Source organism: Butyrivibrio sp. FCS014 (assembly GCF_000526935.1).
Taxonomy (GTDB): domain Bacteria; phylum Bacillota; class Clostridia; order Lachnospirales; family Lachnospiraceae; genus Butyrivibrio.
The window spans coordinates 473,718-499,767 of the sequence record NZ_JAHA01000003.1 but is presented as its reverse complement, the minus strand read 5'-3'; the positions used below and the strand labels follow the sequence as shown (position 1 = coordinate 499,767).

Genomic DNA, 26,050 nt, shown 5'->3' with positions numbered 1-26,050 from the left:
CCTCCTTATAATGTTATTAGTTTATTTTGTTTACAGTCCGCGCTTGCTCGGCGGCTGCTTGTACCTTATCGATATCAAGTCCGCAGGCTGCTGCAACAGCTGCTGCGATTGCACCTTCAACAAGAGGAGCATCTGCTATTCTGATGTCAATATTCTCATCCTCAAGAAGATCCTTGGCTGTCTCCGCACTCATTACTCCGCTTCCAAGATCCGCAAGTACAACAACTCCATCTCCCTGATTTGCTTTTACGATAGCCTCCTCGATACGGATAGCGTCGGTTCCTATCTCCTTATCTTCCATTCCGCCACAGGCAATAATGTTAGGTACCTGTGCCGCAACCTGGTCTGTAAGATCTTTGATGCCATCAGCAATTTTCCAACTGTGGGAAACAATTACAACTCCTACCATATACAATCCCCCGTTTTAGCCTTTTAAAAAATCTCTGATTACTTCAAGGGTCATGGTTGCTGAAGTAGCACCCGGATCCTGATGACCGATACTGCGGTCTCCAAGGTAGCTTGCTCGTCCCTTGGTTGCAGCTATTGTCTTGGTAAATTCAATACCTTCCCTTGCTGCTGCGCAGGCTGCATCAAGTCCATCTACAATACTTCCGCCTGCAGCAATCTTCTCTGAATATGCGTCCAGAGCAGGAAGAAGCGAATCAAGCATGGTCTTCTCTCCCTTTTCGGCCTTTCCTCTCTTCTGGATACCTGCAATAGCGGCTTCAAGAGCTGCCTTGAAATCTTCGGCAGTAACAGTCTGTTTATCTGCAAAAACCTTTGCGGCTTCCATATATGCTGTACCGTAAAGAGGGCCTGAGGCTCCGCCCACTGTAGACAAAAGAGTCATGCCGGTCTTTTTAAGAGCTGCTCCGATGTCGGGATCATCCTGAGAAACCTTTTCTATAACAGACTGAAAACCTCTTGCCATGTTTACTCCGTGATCGGCATCTCCGATCTCCCTGTCCAGTTCTGTAAGAAAGTCTTTATTCTCAATGATCTTCTCACCTATAGCTTTCAAACAATCGTAAACTCTTGTTGACATATGCAATTTGCCCTCCTGTTTAGAAAAAATTTATATCTGTATAGACTATTATAACAAATATTAAGAGAAAATCTATATTTATAATAGCATTAATTACTAATTAAGCAGTTAATTAAATGGTAATTCTTGTATTTATATCACAATAAAAGAAGCAGGTCGTGAAACCCGCTTCTTATCTGTATTCCGTATATAATGTTTTTGATATTAGATATTATCCCTGACTTTTTGCGGCTGCAAGGCTCTGGATAATGCCATCCAGTGAATCTGCCTTATGAGAATTGCCGTTGATATCCGCAAAGAAATTCATTTTGCCGTCTTTTCCGATTGTAATGCCGAAGTTCGAGATCTCATCTTCATCCCCGGTGCTTTCACCGATCTTCTCGCTCATATCACTGATTGTCTTCATTGCATCATCAATCTGGCCAAGAAGCTTATCCTTTGCTTCCTTGTCTTTGGGATCCTCGGAGGCCAAAAGATTCAGCTCATCCTCCGATAGGATAATGCTGTATTCCAGGTCGCCGCCGATCTGTGAAAGATCATCTCCCGGGCCTGCCACGAATACTTCGGCATTATCATATTTCTTTTGCAAAAGATCTACCACTTTCCCGTATTTCTCAACTTCCGGTGAAAGTTCGAATTTTGCACTCTCTCCAAAGAGTTTATCGGTTACCTGTTTTTGCTGCGGTGCCTTTGCTTTCGAAGGCCCTCTGGCATTGCCAGCACCGGTGGCACTCTTCATGCTGCCGGCCTGCCGGACATTGTTATACTGGTTAATGCCGGCGTTGATATTAGTTGCCATATGCGTTCCTCCTTGAATACTACACACAGAATCCATTCTGCGGCAAAAATTATAAAAACTTATGCTTCTCCAGGTTTTATACTTGTTGTGGATTTTAGTATAACACCCACTATTTTATAACATTATTAAATATGTATTAAATTTAGTCCAAAATGAAAAAAACTTCCAGAAAGACAAATGTCTCTCTGGAAGTAAATTACATAATCACTGTATTCCTCTTGCTTTCTCAAAATCCTCGATATACTGAAGGATGAATTTAACTGTTCCGTCAATTCCAAGAACACTTGAATTGATGCAAAGGTCGTAGCTGTCAGCTCTTCCCCATTTCTTGGAGGAATAGTAATTGTAGTAGCTCTGACGCTGCTTGTCCTTCTTGTTCATCATGTCTTTGGCCTGATCATCGGTCTTGACATCGTCAAATCTCTCTTTGATCCTCTTTATCTTGCACTCTTCATTGCCGTAGATAAAGAGATTGATCACATTATCAAAATCCGTAAGAGCGTAGTCAGCGCATCTTCCTACGATAACGCAGGGGCCTTCCTGAGCAATTTTCTTAATTGTATCAAACTGAGCAAGGAAAACCTTATGGCTTATTGGCATATCAACAAAGCTGGATGCATTATAACCGAAGGAATATGTATCCATTACCAGATTGTAGAGAAATGAATTGGTGGGTCTCTCGTCGTGGTTCTGGATCATCTCCTCGCAGAAGCCGCTTTCCTTGGCAGCTCTTGAAAGAAGCTCCTTGTCGTAGCATTTGATTCCAAAATGCTCAGCTACCTTCTCCCCTATTTCTCTTCCACCTGAGCCGAACTGACGGCCGATTGTAACGATAGTGTTCATACGCTCACCCCTTTACAGATGTAATACTTCTTGGTCTTAATTATATTGTAAACTATTTGAGTATCTCAATCAAATGTAAAAAATATTCCGGCAAAGGTGCATCTACTTCTACATACTCACCGGTTGTAGGATGGATAAATCCGAGAGTCTTTGCATGCAGACATTGTCCGTTTGTTTTAAAACGGCTCTTTTTCGAAGGACCATACACCTCATCTCCCAAAAGAGGATGCCCGATATGGGCCATATGTACCCTTATCTGGTGTGTTCTGCCGGTCTTAAGTCTGCATTCAATGAGAGTGAATCCATCAACAGGAAAGCGCTGTAACACTTTATAATGGGTAAATGCATTCTTTCCTCCGGTTTTGACAACAGCCATTTTCTTACGATCATTGGCGCTTCGACCGATGGGAGCATCTACATCACCCTCATCTTCTTTTATCACTCCGTGACAAATTGCGTAATATACCCTGTTTATGGAATGTTCTTTGAGCTGATCCGCAATATTCTGATGTGCTTTATCATTTTTACAGATAATGACCGAGCCCGTTGTGTCTTTATCTATTCTGTGAACAATACCGGGGCGCATTACGCCGTTTATACCTGAGAGATTGTCTTTGCAATGATACATTATCCCATTTACTAGAGTATCGGAATAATGCCCGGCTGAGGGGTGTACAACCATATCCTTGGGCTTATTTACCACAAGGACATCGTTGTCCTCATAGAGAATATCCAAAGGAATATCCTGAGCCAGGATCTCCGGAGCTTCCACGGGAGGAATCTCCAGCGATATCCTGTCATTTTCCTTGACGGATAAGCTGGCCTTGACGCTCTTGCCGTTGCAGGTAACCTTGCCGTCATCGATCAGCTTTTTGATATAGCTTCTTGAAACAGAATCGATAAGCTCACTTAAAAGCTTATCGATCCTGAAACCGTCATATTCATCTGAAACTGTAAATTCAAAGATAGTGCTCTCTTTTTCCATCACTTGATTTCCCTGAATTTCTTCTGCTGTCTGAAGCTCAAGAAATTGAAGTCATTTTCCTTATAGTAGAACAGGAAAAGGATAACAAAAAGGAACGTTGAAACCGTTACATATATATCCGCCACATTGAATATGGGGAAATTGATTATTACAAAGTAAATAAAATCAACCACGTAGTCTTGACGTACTCTGTCTATCATATTTCCTGCGGCGCCGCTGGCTATGAGTACCAGAAGAATATGCATTATATTGTACTTCTTGTCATCAGGCATTCTGAAAAGCACATAGGCAATGATAAAGATGATAAGAACTGCCACAAGTATAAAGAAGACCTTCTGATTCTGCAGCATTCCGAAAGCCGCACCACTGTTCTTAAGGAAATTCAGCTCCAGAACTCCGTCTATGATCTTAAAAGGCGGCTTGTCCTGAAGATTCTCAACAGCCAGGTATTTGGTGAACTGGTCAAGAGCCACAAGAGCAATGATCAGCAGAATATCCACCAAAAGAAATATCTTTTTCTTTTTTGACATTTTTGTATTCATAAAAACCTCAGTATCAATCGTTATTCTCTATATAGATGATCTCATCAAGAGCCTTGTCCATCTCATCTCTTGTAACGGTATCATCAATAAATGCCTTTCCGATGGACTTAAGAAGGATGAATTTCACCTTGTCGGAATCGGCTTTCTTATCGGACTTTGTAAGCTCAAGAACTTCGTTTTTATCGATATCTTCCACGGAAATGGGAAGTCCGAAAGGAACGAACATATCCCTGATTTCATAGTACTCTTCCATGGAAATGAGGTCTCTTTTCCAGGAGATAAAAGCAGCTGCAACGCAGCCAAGAGCAACGCATTCGCCGTGCATCATCTCGAAATTCTTGGCCTTTTCAATGGCATGTCCGAGAGTATGTCCGAAATTAAGAAGTGCTCTGTCCTTCTTCTCGGTGGGATCCTTCTCCACAACCATACGCTTAATATCGCAGCTTCTTTCAACCATTTCAAGAACCACTTCAGGGTCCCTGTCTGTGATTTCGTACATGTTCTCTATAAGCCAGGTGTAGAAATTCTGATCCTTTATAAGACCGTGCTTCATAACCTCCGCAAAGCCTGATGCATACTGCCTTCCGTCAAGGGATGACAGAACGGATACATTGATGTAAACAAGCTTTGGCATATAGAAGGCACCTACCATGTTCTTTATGCCGTTAAAATCAACTCCGGTCTTGCCTCCTACGCTGCTGTCTGTCTGCGCAAGAAGCGTTGTGGGAATCTGGACAAAAGAGATACCGCGAAGATATGTAGCTGCCGTAAAGCCGCACATGTCTCCCACAACTCCGCCTCCAAGTGCAACAAGAAGGTCATGTCTGTCAAAGTGCCTCTCTATCAGAGCTTCGTAAATTCCCTCAATTTCACTTAAGTTTTTGTTGCTCTCACCTGCAGGAATCGCATAGGTAAATACGTTGTCGGAAACTTCCGAAAGACGCTCCATTATTTCCTCGGCGTAGAGCCCTTCCACATTGGTATCGGTTATGATCGCAATCTTCCTGCCCTCAAAACCAAGAGCCTTGATCTCTGAGGCAAGATCGCTAAAATCTGTTCCGAATACAATGTCATAGCAAGGTTTGTTTTCATAATTAACTGTAATTTTCTTATTCATATGTCCCCTATCAAAGAAAAGACTGTTGACCAGACTAATGTCAACAGCCTCTTATTTTCAATCTATCTGCGAAGGTCCCTCGGCGATTCCTCCACCGAAAGTACCTGAGAGGATATTCTGGAAATCACCGGAAATATCCACGCTGGCAGGTGTAATAATAAAGATGTATCTTGAGATCTTCTGAAGATTGCCCGAAATGGCGAAGCAGGAACCGGATGTGAAATCGATGATCCTCTGTGCCACATCAACATCAAGTCCTTCAAGGTTAAGAACCACTGTCCTGTTAGCAAGAAGTGTCTCTGTGATCTCTCTTGCGTCCTCTACGGATGTAGGTTTGATAACACAAACTTCCATTCCGGAAAGAGACTTTCTGTTGCCGTTTCCCTTTGGAACTCTCGGAATAGGCTTTTTCTTGTCTTCGCTGGCGTCGATAGCAGGTTCGTCCTTGCCTACCGGTGTGGAATTATCAAGAACCTCTTCCTTGCCGGGAGCCTTGTAATCATCTTCGTCGTAGTATTCGTCGTCTCCATCCCCATTAAGCTGAATTGCTTTTAAAAATTTGTCCATCATACTCATGATATTTTCGCTCCTCAATTTTACCCAACAAATCTCATATAATATTAACTTAATATTACATTATATGTCAATTATCTTGCTCTACAGTTTTGGAATCCAGAACTATATAATCATATACATTTAAACCATAATTGGTATTTGGTTTAACAATGGCATATTCATCATTCTGATAAAGCACCGTGATCTGTCTGAAATCCGCATATCCCTTGTTGATATTATAAACACCGATAAGGGAATCGGACTTGCTTACCGTAAACCTGCTGTTGGAATCAGTAAGTATCAAAAGATCCCCGGATCTTAAGACTTCTTCATCAACGTAATACTCGGTTTCATTCTCGCTGTAAACTTCTATATCCACGAATTCAGAGGTCTCATTGCCCTGCTCATCATATTTAACACGAAGGACACCGGTGGTACCGTCATTATTCTTGATGATATATGATTTGGGCACAAGATAGAAGTTCTTGTAAACAATGGAGGAAACAGGTATTTTCAGTCCCTTCTCGTCCTCTGTTATAAGTTCTATGTTAAGGAATCTGTCCCTGCAGAAGGTGAGCATCGAGTTTGTAAATGTCAGCTGCACAAATGTGTCGCCTTCATCATTGGTAAATGTACTGACCTTACCCCAGGACTCATCCTGATTCTTGATAAAGCGGACCTTTACATACTCAAGATCCTCCAGAACTTTGACTTTATCAGGGTCATTCTCATTAATTACAACGGACCATTCTTCACTGGTGCAGAGCTTGTAGACAGGATCACCGGATTTAACCAGATTGTTGTTGATAAGCTGAGTCTTTTCATAGGCATTCTCATCCATTAGGCTCATGTTCATCTGCTGCAAAGTCAGATCTTCGTATCCGTCAGTTGAATAAACAACTATTCCCGTGCCGCCCGAATACCTGTAATTGATGGACTGAAGGGTTCCGCTGTTCTCGTTAAGAGTCTTAATGTTGTTCAGGATACTGTTATTGGAAAGCTTATGTACTGTTCCGTCAAGGCTCACCTTGAAGTCGTACACGGGTCTGAAATTTGTCCGGTCAAAAGAGCTATCGAAGTTAACTATCTGTGTTCTAAGTTCCGTAAGGTCCTCATCGCTTAAGGCCACCTCTTCAGAACCCTGGGACTTAAGATATTCCAATAGCTGCCCTGATTCATCCACTGTATAAACCAGATTGCCGACAGCCACTCTTCCGCCCTCGGTGGCGAAATAATTGACATATCCTGCGGTATCGGAGGTAACGATCTCCTCCGTTCTTAATGCGACTGCTGTGTAGATATTATTGGAGGAAAGGGATCCATTCATTACCTGGTATCCCACCATGTGGTCCTTTTTGATGTAAGTGACAACAGAAATAATGATGTAGATTGCCATTACTGCAAAAAACACCATTCCTATGTTTATGTTATTCAGATTTGAAGGATATCTGGAAACCTTGCGGTCTTTGCCACTTGCCATCTTATATAATCAACCTTGAAAATTCTTAATCAAGTAGGAGGCGGTGACTAGCCGCCGTCCTCTCACAGCACCGTACGTACCGTTCGGTATACGGCGCTTTCAATAGTTGACGTGCACAGACTGATAGGCTGTGGCTAAATCATAAAAGCCACTGTTTATCAGTCTTTCTTTTGTCATTGCCATATTTACTGCAACAGTATGCGACGTGAACCAGTGACCTCTTCGGCTGTTACCAGCCCGCCATGCTAAGTCCTCGGGCACGCCCATCTTAATCAGATTACGTACCTTTGTCTTTGGTTTCTTCCATTGTTTCCATATACACATACGTATTCTGTGATAGAGCCATCCGTTGATGTCATCGACGTTCCACTTAATGCTTGCAATACCGTAGTAGTTGAGCCATCCTCTAGCATATACCTTGATTTTCTCAAGGCTAGGCTTGATAGACTGCACAGACTTACGGGAAGATAAATCTTTCAGTTTTGACTTGAACTTCTTCCATGACTTTGGATGAACTCTGACAAAAATGCCACTTCCGTTCCTTCCCAATGCAAAGCCAAGGAATTTAAAATTTCGGATTGCAAACACACTAACAGTACGGCTTTTTTCCCGATTCACCGTGAGTTTCATGTTCTCTTCGAGATATCTCGTACTGCTTTCCAAGAGTCTTTCAGACGCCCTTTTGCTTCTAGCTAGGAGCACGATGTCATCTGCATATCTAATGCAAGGAACACCCCTCTTTAGAAACTCTTGGTCGAACTCATTGAGGTAGATGTTCGCAAGAAGCGGTGATAGATTACCACCTTGTGGCGAGCCTTCCTCTGTGTCAATGACCACTCCATTTTCCATTACGCCACTCTTTAGATAGCGTTTAATGAGCTGCACCACACGCTCATCCTTTACATTCTTCCGCAGAAGATTTATAAGGATTTCGTGATTTAAGGTATCGAAATACTTGGATAAATCAAGAACCACAGCAAATGTGTAGCCTTGCTCTGCGTACTCTTTGACCTTTCGTATTGCTCCTTTTGCATCTCTGTTTGGACGGTAACCATAGCTTCCATCCGCAAACTGTGGCTCGTAGATCGGCATAAGCTGTTGGGCTATTGCCTGCTGGAGTATACGGTCTATCACTGTTGGTATGCCAAGCTTTCGCACACCACCATCTGGTTTTGGAATCTCAACTCGCCTGACTGGCGACGGAGTGTACTTCCCCCGATATATACGGTCAGTTAGCTCCTGCTGATGTTCCTTAAGATAGGGAAGTGCATCTTCGATGGTCATGCCATCAATCCCTGGCGCTCCCTTGTTTGCCTTCACTCTCTTATACGCTCTGTTTAAGTTGTCTTTATACAGTATCGCTTCCAAGAGTCTCGGCTGTGCACTGTCTCTTTCTTTCCATATCCGATTGAATGACCTACGCGCTTTCGCATACCCTTCATGTTCCGCATTATCTCTTTGCGAACAGCCATTGTTTTCAATGTTTTCTGCCATAAATGGTCATTCCTCCTTTCTCGGTCATACTTAAGACTCCTACTGATTCGGTCCTTCGGTCAGCATGTCCATGTTTCCATGTCCATATCCCTACTATGACCTCTGCTGACTTCTGCATGTTCAGCACCGCCTCGTTTCCTTGTACGGTGGTTACTCCTTTCAGAGCATTTCACGCAGACCTCCCTAGGTACCACACGTTTCTTCCTCTCCATCCATCTGCCTCATTTATCATGCATGATTCCGTGTAGTTATTGGGCTTCGACTTGTGATGCAGCCTTACCCTCATGCATAACCTCATATGAGATTTCTGTACGTCAGACCAGAGATTTGCCCGTGGGTTAGTATGTTCCCCACATCCAGCTTCCTTCAGATTCCACCTCGCGGCGGACACCCTTGCCTTCGGCTATATCCTTCCCACTACCGGGCGGATTCGGGACTTTAACCCGTTAGAAACGTGCGCCGCTAGGCGCACATCAGAATATAAGCCGCGGAAGGCCCCGCGGCTTATATGTAATATTCTATTGTATTAGAGTGAGATCACGATTTTGGATTTAAGACTCTCAGGGAGTTCAGCTTCATCCATTGAAAGGCTGAGAACAAATTCAATACCGAACTTCTCGCCAAGTTTCTCGAGCTTTGTGATGGTATCTGTGATATCCTTGCCCTCAAGGCATGAAATATTGAGAAAACTATCGAAATACATTTGCTGGAGATCGTGGTCCTGTGAAATGATACCACTGACAAATCCAATGAACTCATCAGGGCTTGTGATCATGAAATCAGAAACTACAATTAAACGGATCTTGTTGTTAAGTTCATACATGTGCTTGGTGTTCTTGTCAAGAAAAACCACACTTCCAAGAACGTTCTTTACCTCGGTGTTAACCTTGTCCAACAGGCATTTAGTCTTTCCTTTTCCCTTTTTCCCAACAATTAACTGAACCATCGGCATACCCTCCTGCAAGTAAGAATTTTTATAAAAATATTATAGTTTATTGCCGCTTAAAAGACAACCTTAATTAACAATTTCCGACAGCAATCCGGTCATATCATCATAGAGCGCACCATTGTCGGGATCCCGTAAAATAACGGCAATATAAGGCTTTCCGTTGACATCCCTTGCAAGAAGAATAAGGCAATGACCTGCGGCATTTGTGGTGCCGGTTTTGCCTCCAACAACAGTAACTCCTGAAGGAGCCTGTCGGTCACCTTTTATATATCCATTGGTGCTGCTTATGGATACATCTACCGTATCTCCCTTTGCACTCTGGTAATTGGTGTTATATTCCTTGGTATTTATGATCTCGTTAAAGGTATCATATTGCATTGCCGCATTAAAGATAAGATACATATCATATGCGGTAACATAATGGTCATCTGCGGTAAGTCCGTGAGGATTGGCAAAATGAGAATTTGTAGCACCGATGCTCTTTGCTTCCTTGTTCATCATATCCACAAAGTTCTCTATAGAGCCGCCTATATTGGCAGCTATCATATTGGCCACATCATTTGCAGAATATACCAGAAGGATACGAAGCGCCTGGTCAAGAGTCATTCTATCGCCCTCTTTCAGGCCTATTTTCTGAGCTCCGCTCTCATTGACATATACATCGCTTCCGGCAACAAGAATCTGGTCAAGTGATCCGTTTTTCAGTGCAACAAGAGCTGTCATTACCTTTGTAAGACTGGCGGGATGTACCTGCTCATTGACATTCTTGGCATATAAAGTCTCTTTTCTGGTCAAATCAAATAAACCACCGCTGGCCGTATCCGTGATTCCAAAATCCGATCCGGATATATCGGAATTTACAACACACAGATCCGAGGCAAAGGTAGGATATACATTGTCTTCATTTGCTGATTCCGGTGAGGATGAAACAGAATAAGGGGCTCCGTAGGTAAAACCTGCGCAGCCTGTTATGGAAAATATTAAAAGAAAAATGACCGGTAAAGCTTTCAGTCTGTTACTTGTACATTTCACGCCACTCAAGATCTCCCCTGTCAAGTGATTTGATTAAAAGTTCAGCAGACGCAAGGTTTGTGGCAACCGGTATATTATGCATATCGCAAAGAGTCATAACGTCGTTGACGCTTGGCTCATGAGATTTAACTGTAAGTGCGTCCCTGAGGAAAATAACAAGATCAATCTCGTTATGTTCGATGGCAGCTCCCAGCTGCTGAGCTCCTCCAAGATGTCCGGCGAGATATTTATGTACAGTCAGATTGGTAACCTCTTCTACAAGTCTTCCTGTCGTACCGGTCGCATAAAGATCGTTTTTGCTGAGAATCCCCCTATATGCTATACAGAAGTTCTGCATAAGTTTCTTTTTTGCGTCGTGTGCTATAAGTGCTATGTTCATTATAACTTATACCCTCCCAACATTATATTTGTTGCTCTGCAGCTTGACGTTAAGCACAAAGCCTATACCACCATATAAACACCAAAGTGATGTAAGTCCATAACTTACAAAAGGAAGCGGAATGCCTGTATTGGGCATAACCCCCGTGGCAACGCCCATATTAAGGAATCCCTGAAATCCTATCCAGGCACCTACACCGGCAGCTATAACCTGTCCGGCCATATTCCTGGCTCTCATTGAAATCATGAAGCATCTTACAGATATTAAAAGAATAAATGCTACTACAATGCACGCTCCAACAAATCCGAATTCTTCACCGATAACGGTATAGATAAAGTCTGTCTGAGATTCGGAAATGAATCCGCCGTTTAATACGGAACTGATCTCGTTGGTATTGTAGCCCTTGCCGTAAAGCTGGCCGGAACCGATGGCCATCATGGAATTCAGAGTCTGATAAGCCTCGGAATTGGCATAGTCCTCGGGATGAAGCCAGGCAAGTATTCTTCTCTGCTGATAATCATGCAGGATGCCGCTGTCTCCCTGTACAGCATTGTATATTACAAACAATACTGCAGGTATTGACACACCAAGTACAGCAGCAACAATTTTCCAGTTGATCCCCGCAACAAAAACTATAATGGAAAAGATCACAACAATCATGATACAGGTGGAAAGATCGGGCTGCATTGCTATGAGGCCCAGAGGTGGTATCAATAACAGCAAACATATGATGATAAAGCCCAGATTCTTGACTTTATCCTTATATTTCATGATAAACTGCGCATAAAATAAAATCAATAAAATTTTGGCTGCCTCAGAGGGCTGAAATGTGAAGCCGCCTATGTTTATCCACCTTTGGGCACCGTTGGTATTACTGCCAAGAGGTGACATTACAAGTCCTAATAAAACTATGTTTATAAGATAGATGATCAGATAAAGTTTACCTGTAATAAAGGTATAATCCAGAAGAGAAACAAATATCATCAGTCCCAGCGCAGTGGCAAAGCCGATAATATGCTTCCTGAAGTAGCTGGGATCAGCGGAACTTACGGACACAATACCAAAGGCAGTAAGTGCCACCACCATTAATACCAGCATAAAATCATAATCAACTATCTTATACTTCTTTAAATACTCCATAAAAAGTTTCCTTAATCTGCGTTTGTTGCTCCATCCTGAAGGGTCTGAGCAGTCCCTGAGATGATATCATCCTCATCACGAAGTTCAAAGTAATATGCCAGTGCTTCTTTTGTGATCTGAGCAGCATAACTTGATGTATAACCAAAGGCAATTCTTGTTGCAATGGCGATCTCAGGATTTTCATAGGGTGCATAGCATACAAAAAGCGAATGGTTAGGTCTGCTTGCAGATTCCTGGGCGGTTCCCGTCTTACCTGCAACAGCAACTCCAAGGTTTGCATAGTAGGACTTATCCTGAACAACCTGCCTCATACCTGTGTGAATAGCATTCCAGTAGGATCCGGGCTGATCTACAATATTCCTTACTTCTGCTCTGTAATCCTTAAGAAGATTACCGTCGGAATCCGTAGTCTTATCAATAAGGGTCAGATCATAGCAGGTACCGTTATTGGCAACAGTGGTAACGTAACGAGCCAGTCCTACGGTAGTATATGAGTGAGTACCTTGACCGATGGCGGAACGAACAGCGTCCTGATCTGATACATTTGGCTCTGATTCCGCTATCTCTATGCCGGATTTCTCCGTAAGTCCATACATGTCTGCATAATGAGCCAGCCTTTCAAGACCGGTGTCCGGAACGTAGTTATTTCCTACAAGTCCAAGCCTGAAACCAACTTCATAGAAGAACACGTTACAGGAATTTCTTATTCCGCCTGTTACGTTAAGTCCTCCGTGGCCTCTTGGATGTATCCAGCACTTAGGTGCAGGATTTAATTTATCAAACTGACCGCCGCAGTAGATGACAGAATCGGTTGTAATAACTCCCTCGTTAAGACCTGCGGTTGCGGATACCATCTTGAAAGTAGAACCGGGAGCGGTCTTCTGCTGTGTTGCATAGTTAAGAAGCGGATTTGAGTTATCGCTTCTGAGCTTTGCATAATACTCGGGATCTACACCGTTAGCCATCTTATTGTTGTCATAACCGGGATAGGTTACAAGGGCCAGAACATCTCCGGTATTTACATCCGTTACAACCATGGATCCGGTGCAGGGATCAAGAGCCAGCTGGGCAGGGGTAATATCAAGGTTTGCAACCCTGTTCACCATAAAGGCGTAAGCTGTTTCTCCGCCTCTTTCCCAAAGACTCCTCTCTTCTTCGTCCATATTGGGAACCGCATCCTGTTCCAGAAGTATATTGCATACCTGAGTTCCGGATATATAGCCGTCAAGAAGAAGGTACTTATAGAGTCTTGTCTGGAAATCTGTATCTTTATCAAGAGCCTTGGTTATATAGCTGACTATCTGTTTGAATATCTCCTCAGAGTCCGCATACTGGTTCTCTATATCAAGTTTGGATACATCTACCCAGTTCATTGCGATGACATATTTGAGATATTCCGCCAAAGATATGGTCTCATCCTTGGTCCAGGCGATATATACCTGATCTTCCCTGTCAACAAGCGAAGAATCAATGATACCGTCAGAATAAAGCATGGCTGCGATATGACTCATGTACCATTGATATTCCTTGGTCAGATGGTCATAAGGTGTCTCTTTTTCATTGAGTTCATTTTGAAGTTCTTCTATTACCTGGGCATATTTACCCTGAAACTGCTCATATACAGCCTTTTCATTATCTTTCGCATTTCGCTCACTGAAATGGCTGATATCCACAACATCGTTATCAAAGATCGCATAGTACACATCGTAAATAGGAATAACAATGTTGCTGGAGCTTGAGGTGGACGTATAGGTATAGGTCTTTACATTCTGTATTTTTGAAACAAGGATTCCGGCAAGAGACTGCTCTATTATGTTATAACAAGCCTCTGTAAGTTCCTTGTCTATGGTCAGATATACATCATTGCCCGCAAGAGAATCAACATAATTACTGGTCTCTATTACCTGACCAGTATTATCAACATATACGGTTTCGGAGCCTTTTGTTCCCTGAAGAACGCTCTCCATAGCCTGCTCGATACCGGATTTTCCAACGGTGTCGTTTAGACCGTAACTTGGATTTTCCAGGGAAAGGGTTGCCAGTTCGTCCTCGGATATCTTGCCTGTATAGCCAAGAAGCTGAGCAAAATATACCGCATCAACATACTTTCTTGCAGTACTTTCCTCAATGGAAACGCCCTCCAGAGTGTCTGCGTTCTCCATAACATCCGCAACCGTCTTATCACTGACATCAGATGCCACTGTAGTATCAATATACTTCTGGAAGCTGTTCTGGTTCATGTTGTAACGAATATCAAGTATCTTAAGGGCTCTGGACCTGGAATACCCCTTCATGGGTACAAAAGGAGTATCCGAATTGCCGGATTCCTCATAATCACCGATCTTAAAAGATCTGCAAAGATCATCCACAACTTCCTGGGCGGTCTTGGTCTTCTCCTCATACTTGAGGTCATTGATGGAACTGTGGCCATAGACATCCGCCAGGAACCTCAAAAGCTGCTTATCTTCCACCGTAAATTCGAAATTGCCGTTGTCAGCAATGATAATATTGAAGTTCTTATCTACGCTGTCCCCGTTCTTCTCGATAATTGTGATAAGTCTGTCCAGTGTGGTATTGATATTCTTGTTCTTCTGAGAGCCTGATTTATAAACGTCCTCGATAGTAACGGAATTGGCAAGTTCGTTATATGCCAGAAGATTGCCGTTCCTGTCGTAGATATTTCCTCTTGCTGCGGCAATGGTCTTTTCCTTCTTGATCCTGAGTTTGAAGGAATCAAGATAGTATTCACCGTTAATTATCTGCAGGGAAAAAAGCCTGTACACGATAATGCAGGCAAGTATCCCAAGAACGCCGCATACGATAACGGCTCTTGATGTTATGAATTTGATAAATGATTCCTTAAAATTATCAAACAAATTTCTTGGCGTTCCTCTCTTCCAGCTCATCTAAATATGTGTGGATCTTAAGGATAAGCGGATAATAAAAAATAGCTACAAGAGCTGTATACACCATCTCGGGGATGATGATATTGGTCATATAGTAACCTATATCAAACTTAGTCCTGAACAGAAACATAAGAACATAACAAACAAATCCGAACACAAAGTCTGCTATGGTTATTATTGTAATGGGAATTGCAATATTCTGGGAAAAGAGCACCACGTGAAGCTTCCCGACAACGAAGGCCAGATACATATAGATCATGGCAAAAAAGCCGATGTAGGAGCCAAAGAAAATGTCTACCATAAGACCGCAGAAAAATCCCACCCAAATTCCCTGTTTATCGCCTTTGATAAAAGCTGTCGAACAGGCAAAAATAAGAAGGATATTGGGCACTACTCCGCCAAAATCAATCACCCTGAAGACTGTAGTCTGCAGGATGAACGAAAGCAGCACAAATATGAAATTGAAAATAAATCTCCTAATATTCATATCCTATTGTCAGTTCATATTCTTCTTGAGGTCAAGAAGTACCAGTACCTCATTCATATGTTCAAAGTCAACGGCCGGTGTAATGCGTCCTGATTTGGTCAGGTTGTTGGAATCGTCATCAATGGTGGAAATATAACCGATAAGAATTCCGGGAAGATACTTATCACTTATGTTGGAGGTTACCACCTTATCTCCTATGCTGACTTTATCGGCATCATCAACAAGTTTGGAAAAGCTCACATATCCCTGTCTGTAGAGCTCCAGATCTCCGGAAACGATAAGATTGTCTGAAGAACTGAGCACCATTCCGCTTACCGCAGCATTGTCGGCAATGATGGACTGCACCTTGGCCCAGTCAGGACCAACATCAACAACACGTCCAACCAGTCCTCCGCCTGCAATAACGTTCATATCTACCTGAATACCTTCATCAGTGCCCTTATTGATAACAAAAGAGTGATACCAGTTTCCTGCATCCTTTGCAATGATCCTGGCTCCTGTCTTCTTATAGTCCTCATACTGGGCATCCAGGGCATACAGGTTTCTTAATTCAGTCAGCTCATACTTCTCCTGCTCAAGGTTGGTATTTGCTATAGTCAGTTCATCTACCTGTTTCTTGAGCTGCTCGTTCTCATCAAGAAGCTTGGTTATGGATGAAAGCTTGTCTGTTGTATCCTTAAGTCCCATACCCACAGCAGTAATACCCTTCTGAAAAGGCACCACAAAAATACCGGCAAAAGAATTTACCGGCCCGTTCAAAAGGCTCGTATTAAATGTAAGCACTATGGTAGCTATACATACTCCGGTTAAAATAAAGAGGAGATATTTACTTGGAAGCGTAAATTCTTCTCCTCTCTTTTTAATGATGGGACTCATTTATGTATCCTCTTCAATTCCATAAGCAAGGGCTTTGTACTGATCTTCCTTGATGATCTTGGCAAGACCCATTGCGACAGAACCAACAGGGTTTTCTGCTATATTTACGTTGAGACCGACACCGTTTGAAAGGCGCTGAGCAAGATGACATACCTGAGAAGCGCCGCCGGTAAGGTAAAGGCCGTGCTTGAAGATATCGGCAGCGAGCTCCGGAGGAGTTTTCTCAAGAGCAGCTTTGATATTGTCGAGAATTGCATCGAAATTCTCAATAAGGGACTGATTGATGAGGTCTGTGGGAATCTGTCTCTCTACGGGAAGACCTGTAACAATGTCGCGTCCGTAAACAACTGCATCCTTGCCCTCTTTCTCAAGTTCCTTTAAGGATATCTTAACGTTCTCGGATGTCTTTTCTCCGATGAGAAGTCCAAATTCCTTACGGATAACGTTTCTGATGGACTCGTCGAACTTCTTGCCGCCTACTTTGATAAGCTTACTTACAACAATACCGCGAAGAGAAAGAATAGAGATCTCTGTGGTGTCATATCCGACATTTACTACCAGAACACCCTGGGAATTCATAACGTCTACATTCATTCCAAGGCCGTCGGCAAGAGGCTTCTTGACCATCATGATCTTCTTGGCCTTGATACCTGCGTCATTGATAAGGTCGTGAAAAGCTCTTCTTTCTACCTCTGTTACATCCTTAGGTACTGCAATATATACTTCGCAAGGCTTAACATTGCCCTTCATCTGATCTGTTATGAAAAGCTTAACAAGAGTCTCCATATGCTCAATATCAGCGATAACGCCGCTGTTCAAAGGATAAGAGATCTTGATCTTGTCAGGTGCCTTCTCATACATCTCGTATGCTGAATTGCCATAAGCAAAAACATTGGTCTTGTTCTCGATGGCAATCATGTTCTTCTCTACTGTAAGCCCGTCTTCATCCCTGTTGTAGATCTTGATATTGCTGGTTCCAAGATCGATTCCGAATATATTAGCCAAAACGCCCTCCTATATAAATAAAGAAATTAAAAACTTCCTGTTATTCCAAGAATTCGTACCGTTCATTATAGCACGACTAGCCCTTTGTCTACAAGCTTTTGCAGGCTCATAAGAATACCCATTTTTGCATGAGGCCATGTAAGTCCGCCCTGGAAAAAGACTGAGTAAGGGGGCTTTATGGGGCCATCAGCCGAAAGCTCTATGGAAGAGCCTGAAACAAAAGCGCCTGCAGCCATGATGACCTTAGCATCATATCCCGGCATGTCCCAGGGCTCGGGAGCAACAAAGCTGTCAACGGGAGCTGCCTTCTGGATTCCCTCGCAGAATGCTATAACGCCCTCAGGCTTTCCGAAGGTAACTGCCTGAATGATATCATGGCGCTCCTCAGTGGCATTTGGAACCACATCAAAGCCAAGCTTCTCGTAAATATTTGCTGCAAAGATAGCGCCTTTTAAAGCAGAAGCCGTAACAGTGGGTGCAAGGAAAAATCCCTGATAAAACTGTGGAAGTATTCCAAGTGAAGCACCTACCTCTTTTCCAAGTCCGGGAGAAGTGAGCCTGTATGCTGCATTTTCGACGCATTCTCTTTTTCCTGCAATATATCCGCCGATGGGTGCAAGTCCGCCGCCGGGGTTCTTGATAAGACTTCCGACGCACATATCTGCGCCAACGTCTGAAGGCTCTATGGTCTCAACAAATTCGCCGTAGCAGTTATCTACCATGCAGATGATATCAGGTCTTAAATCCTTGATGAATTTTATCAGAGTACCAATCTGCTCTACAGAGAAAGTAGGTCTTGTCTGGTATCCCTTGGATCTTTGTATGGTAGCAAGCCTGATATTAGGGTTCTCTTCTATTGCCTTTTTGATATTGTCATAGTCGAAAGTGCCATCCTCAAGAAGGTCTATCTGTTTGTAATCGATGCCGTATTCCTTAAGGGATCCCTTTGAGGGTCTTATGCCGATAACCTCTTCCAGTGTATCGTAAGGCTTTCCTGCAGGGGATAAAAGCATATCGCCGGGGCGAAGGTTACTCATAAGAGCAAGGGCAAGAGCGTGGGTTCCGCAAGTGATCTGAGGTCTTACAAGGGCATCCTCTGTGTGGAATACAGCTGCATAAACCTCTTCCAGCTTGTCTCTTCCCATATCGTTGTAGCCATATCCTGTTGTTCCAAGAAGGCAGGCCTCACTTACCTTGGCGTCCTGCATCGCCTTTATTACCTTGAGCTGATTGTACTCAGCGGTCTCATCGATCTTTTCAAAACGTTCCTTGAGACCCTTTAATATTTCTTCTCCAAATTCGGTAACTTCCTTGGAGATTCCTAGTTCTTCATAAATCTTTGTGTTCATAAATCCTCAACATCTCTTCCAATATTTTTTCATCATTATGGTCAAAAGAGTTTTTGTCTATCCAGATGACTTCTTTTTCCCGGCGAAACCAGGTGAGCTGGCGCTTTGCAAAGTGTCTTGTGTTCAGCTTTATAAGGTATATGGCCCTTTCAAGATCGTACTCGCCGTCGATATACCCAAGCATTTCACGATAACCAAGTCCCTGCATGGAAGTGGCATTCCTTGGTATTCCCATGTCGGCAATACGCCTTACTTCCTCTTCCAGGCCCTCTTCGATCATCTGATCCACTCTTTTCTCTATGCGTGAGTATAGCGTTTTTCGCTCGTCTGTCAATACGAAGCAGCAAAAATCGTAAGGGGACTCATTTTGGTGCTGCTCTGCGTTATGCTCGGAAATCGGCCGCCCGGTCTTTTTATAATACTCCAGTGCTCTGATGACTCTTTTTACATTATTGGCATGGATAATGGCCGCAGATTCCGGGTCTATTTCGGAAAGCTCCTTGTGAAGCTCTTTAGCTTCTCCATTTGCAGCCCGCTCCTCAAGCTCTTTTCTGTAGGAATCATCCTCATCGGTTTCGGTAAAGTCTATGTCATAAAGCACTGCCTGAATATAGAATCCGGTTCCTCCTACAATGATCGGCACCTTTCCTCTGGAGGAAATATCAGCAATTGCTTCCTTAACCAGTTTCTGGAAAACAAATACGTTGAAGTCCTCTTTTGGATCCAGAAAATCAATAAGGTGGTGGGGAACACCCTCCATTTTCTCGGGAGTGATCTTATCCGTACCGATGTCCATGTATTTATAGACCTGCATAGAATCAGCGGAGATTATCTCTCCGCCTATTCTCTTAGCAAGCTCGATTGACAGTTTTGTTTTGCCCACCGCAGTGGGACCTGTTATAACAATGAGTTTTTGTTTGTCTGTCATTCCACTACTCTCTTAAACTTCTTGTCGATCTCGTATTTGGTCATTGAGATCATTGTGGGGCGTCCGTGAGGACAGTTATATGGATTATCAAGGGTTAACAGCTCATCAAGAAGAGCTTCAAGCTCCTGTGTTGTCATTCTGGTATTGCCCTTTACAGATGCCTTGCAGGCCATGGATGCTATCTTGTAGTTGATAAGATCCGGAGTCCTGTCAAGTCCTGTCTCATGGGAGAGCTCATCCAGAATCTCTGTAAACATCTCCTTGACGTTGGAGGAGCCGAAAAGATCAATGGGAATGGCCCTCATTGCGTATTCTCTCCCTCCGAAGTTCTCTATATTAAATCCAAGCTTTTCAAAATACTGCCTGTAGCTAAGGAAAAGGTCTTCCTCAGCTGAGGTAAGGGCCACGATAACAGGAGGATTCACCATCTGAGAGGTCATCTCCCCTGATTTGAATCTCTTTATCATGCGCTCGTAGTTTACCTTCTCATGGGCCGCATGCTGGTCCATCAAAAGTAGCTTGTCCTTGTAGCCGATAAGCCAGTAGGTACCGAAAATCTGTCCGAGGATCTCATACTCTTTTACATTTTCTTTTGTAAGAATCTTCTCGTCGAAAAGATTAAGCTGCATGGGTTTTTCGACAATGACAGCGCCCTCAGATTTTATTATCGGTGAGGGCCGCTCATTTTTCTCGGCTTCAGAGCCATCGGCGTCTCCGAAGATTCTGGTCCATACTGCAGATTTATTGCTGTCCTCTATCTTTACGGGCTGAGCTTTTACGCCTTTTGCATATACAGGTGTTTCCTCACTTATTCTGTGCTGTTCAAAGCGAAGGGCTTCAAAGGGCTGCGGAGCCTGCCTGCGCTCTTCTTCAGGTGCTTTATCGCTTGTATTGTCAGGAGCTTCCTCGCCTTTGTTTTCCATGATCTGACCAAGCTCTCTGTCTTCTTTTTCAGACAGCAGTGCGTCCGGGATCATCTCCCTGTTTCTTAAGGTATTCTCAACGCTGTTCATGATGAAGTCGTAGAGCTGATTCTGCTCCCTGAACCTCACTTCTAGCTTGGCGGGATGAACGTTAACATCTACCAGGGAAGGATCCATTCTAAGGTGAAGAACGGCGAAGGGGAACTTGTGCATCATAAGATACTGCTTGTATCCCTCCTCCAGGGCCTTGCTCATAACCTTATCCTTGACGAATCTTCCGTTAACAAAGAATATCTCAAAGTTCCTGTTTGAACGGTTGATGGAAGGCTCACCAAGATACCCATCAAGAGTATAAGTTCCGTCGGAAACATTGATTGGTACAAGGCTTACGGAAATGTCCCTCCCGTAGATCCTGTAGATTATCTCCTTTAAATCTCCGTTTCCGGAAGTTGAGAATTTGTCGTCCTTGTTTACTATAAAGTGAAAAGAGACAGTGGGGTTATCAAGAGCAAGATGCTCCATCACGTCTCCGATATGACTTGCCTCTGTTTGCGGCGTCTTAAGGAATTTCTTCCTTGCGGGAGTATTGTAAAAGAGATTGCGGATAATGAGGGTGGTTCCGTCAGGAGCACCGATCTCCTCGAATGCAGCCTCTTCACCTCCGTTTATGCAATATCTTGTTCCGGCGATATCTTCCCTTGTTTTGGTGATCATATCAACCTGGGATACGGCACAGATACTTGAAAGAGCCTCTCCTCTAAAGCCCAGGGACCTGATGGAATCAAGGTCCTCTATGGTCTGAAGTTTACTTGTGGCATGGCGCTTAAAGGCCTTTCTTATCTCGCTCTTTTCTATACCCGATCCGTTATCGGTGACTCTGATCATCTCGATGCCGCCGCCGCGAATCTCCACGGTAACTGCGCTTGCACCGGAGTCTATGGCATTCTCCACCAGCTCTTTTACCACGCTGGCAGGTCGCTCTACCACTTCACCGGCTGCAATCTGGTCTATTGTTTTTTTATCCAGCTCATTTATAAAAGCCATTTAGTTTTTCCACCTGTTCTTCAAGTCACTCTGCAGTTTATACAGTGTATTAAGTGCATCCATTGGTGTAAGCATGGTGATATCTATTTCTTCAAGGCGCTTTAAAACGTCTTCGTCTGTAGCAGTATCAAAAAGAGACATCTGGGCGATATCCACGTCATCGTAATGAGTAACCTTGACCTTTTTGTCACTCTTTGTTTCCCTGGCGATGCTCTGAACCTTCTCTGTAATGTCGTTGTCTGTAAGTTCAGTCACAATCTCTTTTGCCCGGTCAATGACCATGTCGGGCACACCTGCAAGCTTGGCTACCTGAATTCCGTAGCTCTTGTCGGCTCCGCCTTTTACTATCTTACGAAGGAATACGATGTCGTCGCCGTTTTCCTTGACCGCAATGCAGTAGTTGTTGACGTTATCCATCTTGCCTTCAAGCTCTGTGAGCTCGTGGTAATGTGTGGCAAAAAGTGTCTTGGCTCCAAGGATCTTGCGGTTACTGATGTGCTCCGTCACAGCCCAGGCGATTGCAAGGCCGTCGTAGGTTGACGTTCCTCGTCCGATCTCATCAAGGATAAGAAGAGAATTCGGTGTGGCGTTCCTTAAGATATTAGCAACCTCATTCATCTCGACCATGAAGGTTGACTGTCCGCTTCCAAGGTCATCGGAAGCTCCGACCCTTGTAAATATGCGGTCAACCAGGCACATGTCCGCCTTGTCGGCTGGGACAAAGCTGCCGATCTGGCACATGAGAACTATAAGAGCCGACTGCCTCATGTAGGTGGATTTACCTGCCATATTGGGGCCGGTGATGATGGAAATACAGTGCTTCTTGTTATCAAGATATGTGTCGTTTGAAATGAACATATCAGCCGTATCCAGCATCTTCTCCACCACGGGATGTCTGCCGTTTTTGATATTGATGATTCCCTTGTCATTGAGGGAAGGTTTTACATAGTGATTGCGCTCGGCAACATAGGCCAGGGAAGCAAACACGTCCAAAAGAGCCAGTGCCTTAGCGGTTCTTTGTATCCTGTCGATCTCCAGAGCTATGGAATCCCTGATCTTGCAGAACATCTCATACTCAAGATTGTTGAGCTTGTCCTGGGCATTTAAAATGGTGTCCTCAAGTTCCTTGAGCTGAGGAGTTGTGTACCTCTCGCAGTTGGTCAGGGTCTGCTTTCTTATGAAGTAATCCGGCACCTGATCCTTAAAGGAATTGGTGACCTCAAAGGAATAACCGAAAACATTGCTGTACTTGATCCTAAGGTTCTTTATACCGGTCTTTTCCTTCTCTTCCTCTTCCATCTGGGCAAGCCACATCTTGCCGTTGGTGCCGGCTTCCCTGAAGTGGTCAATGTCCTTATCAAAGCCGTCCTTGATGATGCCGCTTTCCTTTATGGTAAGAGGCGGTTCCTCCACAATGGAGGAATCTATCAGGTCGAAAATATCCTTAAGTGAATCCAGATCCTCGGAAATGCCGTCTATTCCGGGATTTCCTGCAACGTCCAAAAGAGCCGTCATAATAGCCGGGATCATCTTGATGGAATTTCTAAATGCCAATAGATCCCTTGGGTTGGCAGTCTTGAAAATGATCTTGGACATAAGCCTTTCAAGGTCATAAACAGGATTAAGATATTCCCTGATCTCCTCCCTTGTAACAACGTTTTTTACAAGGGTATCAACTGCGTCCTGACGCTTTAGGATCTCGTCCTTATCAACAAGAGGCTGCTCTATAAAGCCCCTAAGCATTCTTGCGCCCATAGCAGTTTTGGTCTTATCAAGAACCCACAGAAGTGTTCCGCGCTTTTGCTTATCCCTCATGGTCTCCACAAGCTCCAGATTCCTTCTGGTGGAAGAATCCAGAAGCATGTACTTGCTGGCAAGATAGGGATAAATATGAGTGATATTGCTGATGTCGGACTTCTGCATATCGATGAGATACTGCAAAAGAGCTCCCGCAGCCACTATTCCGTTGGGGAAATCATCGATTCCAAGGCCGATAAGTGAAGAAACCTTAAAGTGCTTAAGCAGAACTTTTTTGGTTCCCTCTTCATCAAAATATCTGGAATCAAGAGGATTGATATAGATCTGAAGTCTGTTCTTCAGTTCATCTATATCAGCTCCGCTGAAGGAAAATGCACTGTTACAGATGATCTCGGAAGGCATATACTTACTGATCTCATCAAAGGCGCTTCTAAGGGAATCGACTTCGGTAAGATAATAATCTCCCGTTGTGATATCAGCCACTGAAATGCCTATCACATCCGGCGAGTAGAAAATACTCATCAGATAATTGTTCTTGGTCTCTTCAAGGGCCTGCATATTGAGGTTCGTTCCGGGAGTCACTATCCTTGTGATCTCTCGTTTTACGATTCCCTTGGCAAGCTTGGGGTCCTCCATCTGTTCGCAGATGGCTACCTTATAACCTCTGGATACAAGCTTATTCAGGTAACTGTCCACTGCATGAAAAGGAACTCCGCACATGGGAGCCCTTTCCTCAAGGCCGCAGGCCTTACCTGTGAGAGTCAGCTCAAGTTCCTTGGAAGCTACAAGAGCATCGTCAAAAAATATCTCATAAAAGTCGCCCAGTCTGTAAAAGAGAATGCAGTCTCTGTTCTCCCTCTTGGTCTGAATGTAGTGCTGCATCATGGGCGACACTTTTTCAATTTCAACTTTATCTATCAACGTGGTGTTTTCCACGGCAAATTCCCCATTTCTAAATACTTATCATACCCTGCTTCCCATGTAGTAGAAGCCATGACACTCATCAAGGCTGACACGGACCATCTCCCCGATAAGGTCCTTTTCTCCCTTGAAGTGCACAAGAGTGTTGTTGGACATTCTTCCTGTAAGAAGGCTCTCATCCTGTTCATTTACACTCTCAACCAGAACAGTCTCAACTTTTCCCTGATGCTTTGAGGCCTGATCTCTTGCGGTATCCTGAACCACCTTAAGAAGCTTGTCGAAATTCTTCTTTACCTCTTCCTCGGGAACCTGGTCCTCAAACTTTGCTGCAGGAGTTCCGGCTCTCTTTGAATAGATAAAGGTAAAGGCATTATCGAACTGTACCTTCTTAATTACATCGATGGTGTCATCCACCTCAGCCTCTCCTTCACCGGGGAAGCCCACGATAATATCAGTGGTGATGGCAACATCGGGAATCCTTTCTCTTATCTTAAGAGCAAGGTCAATAAACTGCTCCTTGGTATACTTCCTGTTCATGCGGCGAAGAACTTCGTTATTGCCCGCCTGCAAAGGAAGATGGATATGCCTTGCAATCTTGGGATTCCCGGCAATAACATCGATCACATCGTCTGAGAAATCCTTAGGATGAGGGGTCATAAACCTAACCCTCTCAATTCCTTCAACTTCGCATACCATTTCAAGGAGCTTCGCAAAAGAGATCTTGTCCGAATCCCCGTCTTTAAAGTCAAAGCCATAGGAATTTACGTTCTGGCCAAGAAGCATTACCTCTTTTACGCCGTCCGCAGCAAGCTTCTCAATCTCTCTAACGATATCCTTGGGAGATCTTGAGCGCTCTCTTCCTCTTACATAAGGAACAATACAGTAGGTGCAGTAATTATCGCAGCCGAACATGATGTTAACGCCGGACTTAAAGGCATATTTGCGAAGTACGGGAAGATCCTCAACTATTCTGTCGGTCTCCTTCCAGATATCTATTATCATTCTGTCGGAATCAAGACAGCTGTTTAACAGCTCCGCAAACTTATAGATGTTATGGGTACCGAAGATAAGATCCACAAATCGATAGCTCTTTTGAATCTTCTCAACTGCTCCGGGCTCCTGCATAAGGCAGCCGCAAATGGCGATCTTCATGTGGGGGTTGTTCTTCTTGTGGTTGCTGCACTGACCAAGGCGGCCGTAAACTCTCTGATCCGCATTATCTCTAACTGTGCAGGTGTTATAGATGACGAAGTCCGCATCTTCGGTCTCAACCTCTTCGTAGCCTGCCAGCTTCAGTGTTGCCAAGAGCTTCTCTGAATCCCTGGCATTCATCTGACATCCGAAGGTTACAACGCAGGCTGTGGGCTTTCTTCCCAGCTCTTTTTCCAGGGCTGCCACCTTCTTCTTGGCAAGCTCGATAAAGCCCAGCTGCTTAAGGCTCTCATCATCTTTAATATCGTTTCTCTGACTATTTAAAATATTGATACTCATTA

The 26,050-nt window shown here is 43.8% G+C and carries 23 protein-coding genes; all 23 read right to left on the bottom strand.

Features of this window, described 5'->3' with window-relative positions; all coding sequences use genetic code 11:
* Positions 1 to 16 precede the first annotated feature (16 nt).
* Positions 17 to 409, bottom strand: a complete 393-nt coding sequence (gene dhaM, locus T456_RS0102405; protein ID WP_024864760.1) for a dihydroxyacetone kinase phosphoryl donor subunit DhaM — start codon at positions 407 to 409, stop codon at positions 17 to 19.
* Between the two features lie 15 nt (positions 410 to 424).
* Positions 425 to 1,045: a dihydroxyacetone kinase subunit DhaL gene (gene dhaL, locus T456_RS0102400; RefSeq protein ID WP_024864759.1), complete on the bottom strand. Its 621-nt coding sequence runs from the start codon at positions 1,043 to 1,045 to the stop codon at positions 425 to 427.
* Positions 1,046 to 1,256: 211 nt separating this feature from the next.
* Positions 1,257 to 1,844 carry a DUF6033 family protein gene (locus T456_RS0102395; protein ID WP_024864758.1) on the bottom strand — a complete coding sequence of 196 codons (588 nt, stop codon included), beginning with the start codon at positions 1,842 to 1,844 and terminating at the stop codon, positions 1,257 to 1,259.
* Positions 1,845 to 2,048: 204 nt separating this feature from the next.
* Entirely contained in the window at positions 2,049 to 2,687 is a 639-nt protein-coding gene (locus tag T456_RS0102390) for a cytidylate kinase-like family protein (RefSeq protein WP_024864757.1), read from the bottom strand.
* 52 nt (positions 2,688 to 2,739) lie between these two features.
* Positions 2,740 to 3,672: an RluA family pseudouridine synthase gene (locus T456_RS0102385; RefSeq protein ID WP_024864756.1), complete on the bottom strand. Its 933-nt coding sequence runs from the start codon at positions 3,670 to 3,672 to the stop codon at positions 2,740 to 2,742.
* Entirely contained in the window at positions 3,672 to 4,214 is a 543-nt protein-coding gene (gene lspA, locus T456_RS0102380) for a signal peptidase II (RefSeq protein ID WP_197026847.1), read from the bottom strand. The genes T456_RS0102385 and lspA overlap by 1 nt, the downstream gene beginning before the upstream one ends.
* Before the next feature lie 13 nt (positions 4,215 to 4,227).
* Positions 4,228 to 5,331: a 3-dehydroquinate synthase gene (gene aroB / locus T456_RS0102375; RefSeq protein WP_024864754.1), complete on the bottom strand. Its 1,104-nt coding sequence runs from the start codon at positions 5,329 to 5,331 to the stop codon at positions 4,228 to 4,230.
* Between the two features lie 57 nt (positions 5,332 to 5,388).
* Positions 5,389 to 5,907, bottom strand: coding sequence for a cell division protein SepF (locus tag T456_RS0102370; protein WP_024864753.1), 519 nt, complete (start codon positions 5,905 to 5,907; stop codon positions 5,389 to 5,391).
* 67 nt (positions 5,908 to 5,974) lie between these two features.
* Positions 5,975 to 7,366, bottom strand: coding sequence for an HlyD family efflux transporter periplasmic adaptor subunit (locus T456_RS0102365; RefSeq protein ID WP_024864752.1), 1,392 nt, complete (start codon positions 7,364 to 7,366; stop codon positions 5,975 to 5,977).
* 99 nt (positions 7,367 to 7,465) lie between these two features.
* The gene (gene ltrA, locus T456_RS0102360) at positions 7,466 to 8,860 is read right to left on the bottom strand and encodes a group II intron reverse transcriptase/maturase (RefSeq protein ID WP_024864751.1); all 1,395 of its coding nucleotides are present in this window, start codon (positions 8,858 to 8,860) and stop codon (positions 7,466 to 7,468) included.
* A gap of 526 nt (positions 8,861 to 9,386) precedes the next feature.
* Entirely contained in the window at positions 9,387 to 9,806 is a 420-nt protein-coding gene (locus T456_RS0102350; protein ID WP_024864750.1) for a hypothetical protein, read from the bottom strand.
* A gap of 69 nt (positions 9,807 to 9,875) precedes the next feature.
* Entirely contained in the window at positions 9,876 to 10,841 is a 966-nt protein-coding gene (locus T456_RS0102345) for a D-alanyl-D-alanine carboxypeptidase family protein (protein ID WP_024864749.1), read from the bottom strand.
* On the bottom strand, positions 10,825 to 11,220 hold the full coding sequence (gene mgsA, locus T456_RS0102340) for a methylglyoxal synthase (protein WP_024864748.1): 396 nt from the start codon (positions 11,218 to 11,220) through the stop codon (positions 10,825 to 10,827). The genes T456_RS0102345 and mgsA overlap by 17 nt, the downstream gene beginning before the upstream one ends.
* A gap of 6 nt (positions 11,221 to 11,226) precedes the next feature.
* Positions 11,227 to 12,360: an FtsW/RodA/SpoVE family cell cycle protein gene (locus tag T456_RS0102335; RefSeq protein ID WP_024864747.1), complete on the bottom strand. Its 1,134-nt coding sequence runs from the start codon at positions 12,358 to 12,360 to the stop codon at positions 11,227 to 11,229.
* Between the two features lie 11 nt (positions 12,361 to 12,371).
* A complete protein-coding gene (locus T456_RS0102330; protein WP_024864746.1) occupies positions 12,372 to 15,236 on the bottom strand; it encodes a penicillin-binding transpeptidase domain-containing protein in 2,865 nt (954 codons plus the stop codon).
* A complete protein-coding gene (mreD, locus tag T456_RS0102325) occupies positions 15,229 to 15,753 on the bottom strand; it encodes a rod shape-determining protein MreD (RefSeq protein WP_051464947.1) in 525 nt (174 codons plus the stop codon). The genes T456_RS0102330 and mreD overlap by 8 nt, the downstream gene beginning before the upstream one ends.
* Before the next feature lie 9 nt (positions 15,754 to 15,762).
* Positions 15,763 to 16,629 (bottom strand): rod shape-determining protein MreC, encoded by an 867-nt coding sequence (mreC, locus tag T456_RS0102320; protein WP_035800952.1) that lies wholly within the window; start codon positions 16,627 to 16,629, stop codon positions 15,763 to 15,765.
* Positions 16,630 to 17,634, bottom strand: a complete 1,005-nt coding sequence (locus T456_RS0102315; protein WP_024864743.1) for a rod shape-determining protein — start codon at positions 17,632 to 17,634, stop codon at positions 16,630 to 16,632.
* Between the two features lie 65 nt (positions 17,635 to 17,699).
* Positions 17,700 to 18,983 (bottom strand): methionine gamma-lyase family protein, encoded by a 1,284-nt coding sequence (locus tag T456_RS0102310; protein WP_024864742.1) that lies wholly within the window; start codon positions 18,981 to 18,983, stop codon positions 17,700 to 17,702.
* The gene (gene miaA, locus T456_RS0102305) at positions 18,964 to 19,911 is read right to left on the bottom strand and encodes a tRNA (adenosine(37)-N6)-dimethylallyltransferase MiaA (RefSeq protein WP_024864741.1); all 948 of its coding nucleotides are present in this window, start codon (positions 19,909 to 19,911) and stop codon (positions 18,964 to 18,966) included. The genes T456_RS0102310 and miaA overlap by 20 nt, the downstream gene beginning before the upstream one ends.
* Positions 19,908 to 21,878 (bottom strand): DNA mismatch repair endonuclease MutL, encoded by a 1,971-nt coding sequence (gene mutL, locus T456_RS0102300; RefSeq protein ID WP_024864740.1) that lies wholly within the window; start codon positions 21,876 to 21,878, stop codon positions 19,908 to 19,910. The genes miaA and mutL overlap by 4 nt, the downstream gene beginning before the upstream one ends.
* The gene (gene mutS / locus T456_RS0102295; RefSeq protein ID WP_035801087.1) at positions 21,879 to 24,521 is read right to left on the bottom strand and encodes a DNA mismatch repair protein MutS; all 2,643 of its coding nucleotides are present in this window, start codon (positions 24,519 to 24,521) and stop codon (positions 21,879 to 21,881) included.
* A 78-nt stretch (positions 24,522 to 24,599) separates the two neighbouring features.
* Positions 24,600 to 26,048, bottom strand: coding sequence for a tRNA (N6-isopentenyl adenosine(37)-C2)-methylthiotransferase MiaB (gene miaB / locus T456_RS0102290; protein ID WP_024864738.1), 1,449 nt, complete (start codon positions 26,046 to 26,048; stop codon positions 24,600 to 24,602).
* Between the last annotated feature and the right edge of the window lie 2 nt (positions 26,049 to 26,050).